We start from the raw sequence: 8,059 nt of genomic DNA, 5'->3' as shown, positions 1-8,059 counted from the left end.
CCGTGGTCGGGCCGCCCGCGAGCGCGCCGCGCACGGCCAGCAGGCCGTTGGTCATGGGCAGCAGGTGCGCCGCGGCCTCCAGCGCGTCCGGCAGCCGTCCGAGCGGCGCCACCGCGCCCGTCGCCGCCAGGAGCAGGTAGCTGACGACGTTCGCGATGAACGAGTCGGTGCGGTGCGTCATCGACACCGCGGCGACCGTCATCCCCAGCGCGCTGGTGGACAGCGCCACCAGCAGCACCAGCCCGGAGGCCGCCCACATGCCCGCCATCAGCGCGGGCCGGTCGAAGAGCAGGCCCGCCGCGGTCGCGGCCACCAGCGCGCCCGCGACGCCCTCCACCACGAACGCCCACCACCGCACGGCCGCCACCAGTGGCAGCGGGAGCCGCGCCAGCCGCATCCGGTAGAGCGTGCCGAAGACGCGGTCGCCGAGCAGGATGTCGCCGCCCCTGATCACCGTCGCGATCGTGATCACCTGGAGGACGCCGCCCACCAGCGCGAAGTCCCGTCCGGCCGGCCCGGCCGCGACCAGCCCCACGTAGGCGACGAACACCGCCTGCAGGATCGACCGGGGCAGGGAGCCGGCCAGCAGCACCCTCAGGGGGTAGACCGCCCGGTACTCGCGCCATGACAGGACCGCGACCGTGCGCAATGCCGCGAGATCAGACCAGCTCAAGAGTGCCCTCCGCACGGATCCTCCGCATCACCGCGCGCAGGGCGACGGCGGCGAGCACCGCGTAGCAGGCGGTGGTCGCCAGCAGCAGCGTCCAGTCGCCGGGGTCCTGTCCGCGGCCGGCGGCGGCGTCGAGCAGCAGTTCGGCCGCCCATCGCAGGCTGACCAGCGTCGAGAGCCACTGGGCCCAGTCCGGCAGCACGGACGTCGGGACGAGCAGGCCGCCCAGGATGAACACCGGGTACGTGAGCGTCTCGGCGATCCGGACGGCCGAACGGGTCAGCAGGAAGACCGAGCACAGCAGCAGCCCGAGCGTGGCGGCGGAGACCAGCGTCGCCAGCGCGGTGATCGCGAAGCCGACCGGCGCGGCGATGTGGACCGGGCGCCCGGCCGCCGCAGCGACCGCGCCGACGGTCAGCACCGTCAGGACGCTCGACCGCAGCACCGCGCCGAGGCTCTTGCCGGCCAGCACCAGCACCAGCCCGGTCGGCCGGCTGACGATGCCGGGCAGGATGCCCTGCTGCCGTTCCTGCCGCAGGACCATCCCGAACTTCCACACGATCGCGCCCCACAGCCCGAGCAGCCCGCAGCCGATCGCGATCCGGGTGCCGGCGACGGCCTGGTTCGCGGCCAGCATGGTGACCGTCATGAACACCGCCGGCTGCACGATGCCGGCCGTCACGCCGGACATGCGGCTCTCGCCCTTGAGCTGGACCCGGGCACTGGCCAGCAGTGCGCGCGCGGTCATCGGCCGGCACCCCGGCTCAGGTCGTGGAAGACCCGTTCCAGGCCGACCGGTTCGACCCGTACGTCGGCGATCTCACCGTGCGGCCACCGCCGGGCCAGTTCGGTCAGCGTCGCGGGCTCCCATCGGGGCACCTCGTAGCGGGCCACCCAGCTACCGGCCTCGCCCGGCCGGGCGTCCACCAGCCGGACGCCGGACCGCTCGCCGTCGTCGCCCGGCCACACCGGCTCCTCTCCCCGGACCCGGACCGTCACCACGGCTGCCGCGCTGGCCCGGCGCAACAGCTCCTTCAGCGGCAGGTCGTGGGTGAGCCTGCCCTCCTGCAGGATCACCACCCGCTCCGCCAGCTCCTCGATGTCGCGCAGATAGTGGCTGGTCAGCACGATGCACGGGCGGTAGCCGGCCGAGCCGGCGGCCAGGTCGCCGATCACCCGGCGCAGCCGGTCCGCCTCGATCGGGTCGAGGCCGACCGTGGGCTCGTCCAGCATCAGCAGCGTCGGGGCGGCCATCAGCCCGATGGCCAGGTGCAGCCGCTGCTTCATGCCCCGCGAGTACGTCTCCACCGGCCGCTCGGCCACCTTCTCCAGGGCGACCATGGCGATCACGTCGGCGGCCCGCCGCTCCAGCCGCCTGCGGTCCAGGCCGGACAGCGTGCCGAAGAAGCGCGCGTTGTCGAGGCCGGAGAGCCGGCCGTACAGGCCGTGGTCGCCGCCGAACACCACGGACAGCCGGCGCCGGACCTGCCGGGTGCCCGTGGCCACGTCGATCCCGGCCACCCGCACGCTGCCGGAGGTGGGCAGCAGCAGGGTGCTGATCACCTTGATCAGCGTGGTCTTGCCCGCGCCGTTGAGGCCGAGCAGGCCGACCACCTCGCCGCCCCCGGCCGAGAACGACACCTCGCGCAGCGCCTCGACCGTGCCCGACCTGGTACGGAAGCCACGGCTGACCGCGCACACCTCCAGGGCGTTCACCACGGGACGTCCCAGTGCTCGGGCGGCAGCACCCGCTCGTCGTAGCGATCGGTCCATTCGCGGCGCGCCGCGCCGGTCCGGTCCGCCGGGACGAGACGGGAGCCGTCGCACGGCAGCGCCACCGTCCAGAGGGGCTGCAGCCGCGCGCCCCGCTCGGCCTTCGTGTGGGCCGACTCGATGCCGAGGTGCAGGCGGCGGAGCCCGGTCCGCTGCATGTACTGGATGGGCACGTAGTAGGCCAGGTTGAAGTACTCGAACGCGTTCCGCAGCCGGGCGTAGTCGAAGCCGACCATGCGCGCGTAGAGGGTGTCGCCGAACCGGTAGCGCAGCGCGCCGGCGACCAGGCGGCCGTCCCGGCGGGCGGTGAACGCCACGCTCCGCCCGTCGAGGAGCCTGACCTGGGGGGCCAGGACGCGCCGCATCGACTCCGAGGTGCTGCGGTGCCCGTATTTGTGCTGGACGTTGGCCACCAGCTCGGCCAGCTCCGGCCAGCACTCGCCCAGCGGCTGCTCCGCCAGGTCGTATCCGGCCTGCTCGAAGCGGCGTCGTTCGCGTGCCGTGTTCCTGCGCCGCCGGGCGCTCAGGCCGGCCAGGTAGGCGTCCCACCCGTCGGCGGCCAGGCACGCCTCCACCGTGTCGAACGCGGCCACCGCGCCCTCGTCGCACAGCTCCGCGGTGATGGGGGTGGGGGCGAACATCCACACCAGGCCCCGCGCGTCCCGCTCGGCCGCCAGCCGCAGCCCGGCCTCCAGCAGCGCCCGCAGCACCGACCGGCGGCGCGGCTCGTCGCCCGGCAGGAGCACCCCGCCGTGGTACGCGCGCCGGCCGCCCGCCAGCAGCCAGCGCCCGCCGCCGGTCAGGGCCCGATGGTGGCGCTCCGGCGCGTAGAAGCCGCTGCCCTCGACCCGGATGTCGAAGATCGGCAGCGCGCCGGCCAGGACGCCGTCCTCGACGGCGAGCACGTAGTGGTAGCCGACACGCGGATCGTCTTCCAGAGTGCGCAGCCAGCCGTGCGACAGGTAGAAGTCGTCGCCGGTCACCAGCCGATCCCAGTCCTGCTGCCGGACGCTCTCCAGCGCCTCCGCCACCACGATGTCCAACCCCACCAAGCCGCTCCAGGTTCATCCCGGTCTCAGGCGGTCACCGCCACGTGCGGCCAGTAAAACCCGCGCCGGCTTCATATCGACTTCGCCGCGTCTTCATCGCCGTCAGGCCGGCAGCGCCCGCTCCAGGGTGATGGTGGTGCCGTCGGCGTCGGAGTGCAGGGTGAAGCGGCCGACGTTCTGCCGGGCCAGCCAGAGGCCGCGCCCGTTGGGGCTTTCGGGCGGCGCGGGCCGGGGGTCGAGGGGGTCGGGCAGCCCGGGTCCGCGATCGGTGACCCGGCAGTGCAGGCGCTCGCCGTCGTACCAGAGGTGGAGCCGGCCGCTGCCGCCGCCGTGGCGTACCGCGTTGGTGGTGATCTCGTTCACCGCCACGACGAAGCGGTACAACGCCAGGTCGGTCAATCCCCACCGGCCGCAGAAGCGCTCCACCTCGTGCCTGACCTCGACGAGCGTCTTCAGGTCGAAGTCGCGCACCATCGAGTCGCCGGAGCCGTGGGCGGGAGGGTCGCCGGGGCCGGGTTCACGCATCGTGGCCCGCCCGGGCGGGCAGCGGACGAGCGGCCAGGATGCACGTGTCGTCGTCGGGGTTGGTGTAGCGCAGCCGGCCCAGCAGGTCGGCCAGGGGCTGGGAGGTCGGCTCGGCGGTGATGTGGTCGAGCACCGTCAGGACGGGGGCGAGCCCGGCGTCCAGGCTCTGATGGCGGTGCTCGACGAGCCCGTCGGTGTAGAGGAGCAGCACGTCGCCGGGCCGCAGGTGGGCGCCGGCGAGCTCGTACTCGGCCGTGGGGAAGGCGCCGAGCAGGGGGCCTTCGGGCGGTTCGAGTTCGGTGGTGACGCCGGCGCGCGACAGCAGCGGCGCCGGGTGGCCCGCCCGCGCCCACACCAGCCTGCCGGTGGCCGGCTCGTAGCGGGCCACCACCGCGGTCGCCGTCACGGGCAGCGTGCTCCGTTCGGCGTCGGCGTGCCGGCCGGCGAAGAGCAGCCGGTTGAGGGCGGTCAGCAACTCGGCGGGGTCGTCGGTGGTGGTGACGGAGAGCGCGGCCAGCGCGTGACGCAGTTGCGCCATGGCGGCCGCGGCCTCGATGCCGTGCCCGGCCACGTCGCCCACCGCCAGCAGGACGCCGCCGTCGCCGACCGGCGCGGCGTGGTACCAGTCGCCGCCGACCCGGCTGGCCTGCTCGGCGGGCAGGTAGCGGACCGCGACCCGGAGCCCGGGCAGGTCGATGGGGCCGACCGGCATCGGCAGCACGATCTGCTGCAGCCGGACGGCCACCTTGTGCTCGGCGGCCAGGCTCTGCCGGTGCTCGCTCAACTGCCGCTCGACCTCCGTGAGCCGCAGGCGGCTGGTCTCGCCGGCGGTGACGTCCTGCACGATGCCGTAGACCTTGACGGGCCGGCCGCCGCTGTCGCGCACGGTGTCCACGACGGCGCGGATGTGCTTCACGTGCCCGGACACGCGGATACGGTACGTCACGTCGACGGCCTGGCCACGGCCGAACGCCTCGGCCGCCTGCTGCCGGACCGGCAGGTCGTCGGCCACGGTGAGCGCCTCGGTCTCCTCCCGGGGCAGCGGCCCTTGCCCGGGGTCGCGCTCGTAGATGCGGTAGAGGCCGTCCGACCAGAGGATCTGCCCGGTGACCAGGTCCCATTCGCCCCAGCCGAGGTTGCCCAGCCGCTCGGTCTGCGCGATGCGCTCGGCCAGCCGGGTCTCCTCGTCATGCCGGATCCAGGTGTTGAGCAGCCCGGTGCCGACCGGCCGCACCTTGACCGTGAGCAGGATCTCCGCCGGAGCCCGCTCGACGGGGCTGACATAGGGGACGGGGCCCACCTCACGCGGCAGGCCGTCATCGATCGTCAGGGCCCAGGCCTCCCAGATCGGCCCGTCCATGATCGTGGGATAGACCTCGCTCATCGCCCGGCCCAGCAACTGGGCGCCGCTGCGGCCGGACAGGTCCACCACCGCCGGGCTCGCCGCCGCGAACGTGTAGTCGGTGACCCGCCCGGTGTCGTCGTAGCGCGGAAGGAGCAGGATGTGCCGGTCGGGAAGGGTGTCGAGGACCCGCTGCACGGCCTGCACCCAGGCGTCGCCGGCCGGCGCGGGGTCGGCCGGTGGGGGCTCGGGCGTCGGGGGCTCGGGCGGCCGTTCGCCCTGGCGGTGGACGCGACCAGGATCCGGGCGCAACGCCTCGTCCACGGCCGTGGCCAGGGACGACGTCCCTCCTCCTGACCGCCCCTCCATCGCGGCCAGCACGTCCGCGGCGAGCGTGTGCACCTGCCGCCCCTGCTCGTCCGCCAGCCGCAGCAGGTAGGCGTGGGCCTCGCCGACCCGGCACCCCGCCCGCCCGGCCAGCAGCCCGCTCGCCCGCCCCAGCAGCACCTCCGGGTCGGACCGCGCCTCCTCGATGCGGGCGTCGAGGTCGGCCAGCCGGTTGCGGTAGTCCTCGAGCGGATCCATCAGGCGTCCCGGGCGGCATCGGCGTCCGTCACCATGGTCTTTCCCCGCCCGCCTCTCACGTGAGGCCGAAGGCCTTCGCCAGGCCCGTCGTACGGAGCTGATCCAGCAGCCGGGGGATGGGGTTCTCCACGCGGAACTCCGCCTGGACCTCCGCGGCGGCGCGCATCGTGTCGACGAGCACGCTGATCCCGGTGGAGTCCATGAACGTCACCCCGGCCAGGTCGACGAGCACCACCTGCGGCCGGCGATCGGCGATGGCCTCCCGGATCGTCTTGTGGATCTCGCCCGCGTTGGTGAAGTCGATCTCTCCGCGCAGCGTCAGCCGCAGCGTACCGTCATCAATCGCATCGACCGACGCCTCGCCCATGCGCGTCCTACCTCCGGTGCCGGTACGTCGAGGGGGCCGGCCGCTTGCACACCGACCGGCGCCGGCTTCAGCCTAAACCTCACAAGCCCTGCGTTGCGGATATTGTCATGCAAGCGCTTCGCCATGTCAGCGGTACATTCGTGTGACGAGATCGGCGCACCGGTGAAGGCCCTGAGCGGGCGGTCATCCTGCGGCCGGGGGGCGGCGCACGTGCAGGCGCAGCAGCGAGCCCTCACTGCGCTGTTCGACGTCGATGCGGTCGCACAGGTGGCGGATCACCCACAGGCCGAAGCCGTGTGAGCTCGTGGGGTCGACCCTGGCGGCGGCCAGATGATCACGAGTGAGCCGGCCGGCCGCGTCCACGATCTCCACGGTGACGCCCTCGCGGTCGCTGCGGGCGGTGACCGTACCCGTCCCGCCGCCGTGGTCGAGCACGTTGGTGACCGCTTCGTTGACCGCCAGCACGAGATCGTCTAAGCGCTCACGGCGGAGTCCGCTGTGGCGTGCGTGGAGGCGCACCAAGCGTCGTACCCGGTCGAGGTCGGCGCTGATGGGACAGCGCAACGTGAACTCCAGATTCATGATCGCTCAGCCCGCCTGGACGTGGATTGGGATATGTGCGGGGGCCTTCCTGCTATCCCGGCCCGGCGTCGTCAAACAGTCGTTCACGTAAGAAAGCCCGAAGTCGCTGGCCACCCGCCGTGCGGCGACCCCTTAGATGAGAGCAGCTCACGTTCGGACTTGCCGGGCTCCGGAGGGCGGTGGATGCTGGCGGCAACCCCGGTTCCACAGCCTGGGAGGTGGTCCCGTGCTCCACCGTCTCACCCGCAGGACGGCCGCGGCCGTCCTTCTCCTGACCGGCGCGCTGGTCGCGCCGCCCACCCCCGTCACCCAAGCCGTCACCCAAGCCTCGACCCACGCCGCCCCGGCCGTCCGGTCCGCTCCCGTGAGCGGCTTCCTCGACGGCCACAGTCACCTGTTCTCCTACGAGGCGTTCGGCGGCATGCTGCTGTGCGGCAAGCCGTACGACCCCGACGGCATCGAGGAGGCCCTGGCCGACTGCCCCGACCACTACCCGAACGGCGAGCTGGCCTGGTTCGAGAACTTCACCCGCACCGGCTCCCCCACCGGCACCCACGACCCGGTGGGCTGGCCCACCTTCCGCGACTGGCCGGCTCCCGACTCGCTGACCCACCAGCAGGCGTACTACACCTGGGTCGAGCGCGCCTGGCGGGGCGGGCTGCGGGTGCTGGTCAACGACCTGGTGGCCAACCGGCAGCTCTGCGCGATCTACCCGCTGAGGAAGTACTCCTGCGACGAGATGGCCTCCATCCGGCTCCAGGCCCAGCGGGCACGCGAGTTGCAGGACCACATCGACGCCGAGGCCGGCGGGCCCGGCAGGGGCTGGTTCCGCATCGTGAACGACCCGGGCGAGGCCAGGCAGGTGATCGGGGCCGGCAAGCTGGCCGTCGTCCTCGGGATCGAGACCTCCGAGCCGTTCGGCTGCCGTCAGGTGCTCGGCATCCCCCGGTGCACGAGGGCCCAGATCGACCGGGGCCTGGACGAGATGTACGCGCTCGGCGTACGCAGCATGTTCGTCTGCCACAAGTACGACAACGCGCTGTGCGGCGTCCGGTTCGACTCCGGCACCCAGGGCGGATTCAATCGGTCGTCGCAACACCCTGAACTGGAGGTGTTGCATGGGGAGATCAGCGGGGTGGATGACGACGCGCACGGGACGTCCGGCA

8 protein-coding genes and 1 pseudogene are annotated in these 8,059 nt (G+C 73.1%); 1 reads left to right on the top strand and 8 read right to left on the bottom strand.

Going from position 1 to position 8,059, the window contains the following annotated elements; genetic code table 11:
- The 8 genes from AB0I15_RS66370 to AB0I15_RS66335 all read right to left on the bottom strand — a co-directional run.
- Positions 1-673: ABC transporter permease (locus AB0I15_RS66370; protein WP_358120985.1), on the bottom strand; the 673-nt coding region annotated here is incomplete at its 3' end.
- Positions 660-1,418 carry an ABC transporter permease gene (locus AB0I15_RS66365; RefSeq protein WP_358120982.1) on the bottom strand — a complete coding sequence of 253 codons (759 nt, stop codon included), beginning with the start codon at positions 1,416-1,418 and terminating at the stop codon, positions 660-662. The genes AB0I15_RS66365 and AB0I15_RS66370, both read right to left, overlap by 14 nt.
- The gene (locus tag AB0I15_RS66360; RefSeq protein ID WP_358120979.1) at positions 1,415-2,389 is read right to left on the bottom strand and encodes an ABC transporter ATP-binding protein; all 975 of its coding nucleotides are present in this window, start codon (positions 2,387-2,389) and stop codon (positions 1,415-1,417) included. The genes AB0I15_RS66365 and AB0I15_RS66360 overlap by 4 nt, the downstream gene beginning before the upstream one ends.
- A complete protein-coding gene (locus AB0I15_RS66355; RefSeq protein ID WP_358120976.1) occupies positions 2,383-3,492 on the bottom strand; it encodes a GNAT family N-acetyltransferase in 1,110 nt (369 codons plus the stop codon). The genes AB0I15_RS66360 and AB0I15_RS66355 overlap by 7 nt, the downstream gene beginning before the upstream one ends.
- 102 nt (positions 3,493-3,594) lie before the next feature.
- Entirely contained in the window at positions 3,595-4,017 is a 423-nt protein-coding gene (locus tag AB0I15_RS66350; protein ID WP_358120973.1) for an ATP-binding protein, read from the bottom strand.
- Positions 4,010-5,944, bottom strand: a complete 1,935-nt coding sequence (locus AB0I15_RS66345; RefSeq protein ID WP_358120970.1) for a SpoIIE family protein phosphatase — start codon at positions 5,942-5,944, stop codon at positions 4,010-4,012. Before AB0I15_RS66345 ends, AB0I15_RS66350 begins: the two co-directional genes overlap by 8 nt.
- A 55-nt stretch (positions 5,945-5,999) precedes the next feature.
- A complete protein-coding gene (locus tag AB0I15_RS66340; RefSeq protein ID WP_358120967.1) occupies positions 6,000-6,311 on the bottom strand; it encodes an STAS domain-containing protein in 312 nt (103 codons plus the stop codon).
- 183 nt (positions 6,312-6,494) lie between these two features.
- Complete coding sequence (locus tag AB0I15_RS66335) at positions 6,495-6,893, bottom strand: ATP-binding protein (RefSeq protein WP_358120965.1); 399 nt, start codon at positions 6,891-6,893, stop codon at positions 6,495-6,497.
- Positions 6,894-7,119: 226 nt separating this feature from the next.
- On the opposite strand from AB0I15_RS66335, the pseudogene AB0I15_RS66330 reads away from it, so the two are divergent.
- Positions 7,120-8,059, top strand: a pseudogene (locus AB0I15_RS66330) (hypothetical protein); the annotation flags it as partial.

Origin of the sequence: Nonomuraea sp. NPDC050643 (assembly GCF_040654715.1) — a bacterium.
Taxonomy (GTDB): domain Bacteria; phylum Actinomycetota; class Actinomycetes; order Streptosporangiales; family Streptosporangiaceae; genus Nonomuraea.
The sequence above is the reverse complement of the archived record's forward strand: the minus strand, read 5'-3'. Positions and strand labels throughout refer to the sequence as shown.

Coding starts and splice junctions, on each gene's coding strand:
- AB0I15_RS66365 (WP_358120982.1), bottom strand. CDS start 1,418: ATGACCGCGCGCGCACTGCTGGCCAGTGCCCGGGTCCAGCTCAAGGGC.
- AB0I15_RS66350 (WP_358120973.1), bottom strand. CDS start 4,017: ATGCGTGAACCCGGCCCCGGCGACCCTCCCGCCCACGGCTCCGGCGAC.
- AB0I15_RS66345 (WP_358120970.1), bottom strand. CDS start 5,944: ATGGATCCGCTCGAGGACTACCGCAACCGGCTGGCCGACCTCGACGCC.
- AB0I15_RS66340 (WP_358120967.1), bottom strand. CDS start 6,311: ATGGGCGAGGCGTCGGTCGATGCGATTGATGACGGTACGCTGCGGCTG.
- AB0I15_RS66335 (WP_358120965.1), bottom strand. CDS start 6,893: ATGAATCTGGAGTTCACGTTGCGCTGTCCCATCAGCGCCGACCTCGAC.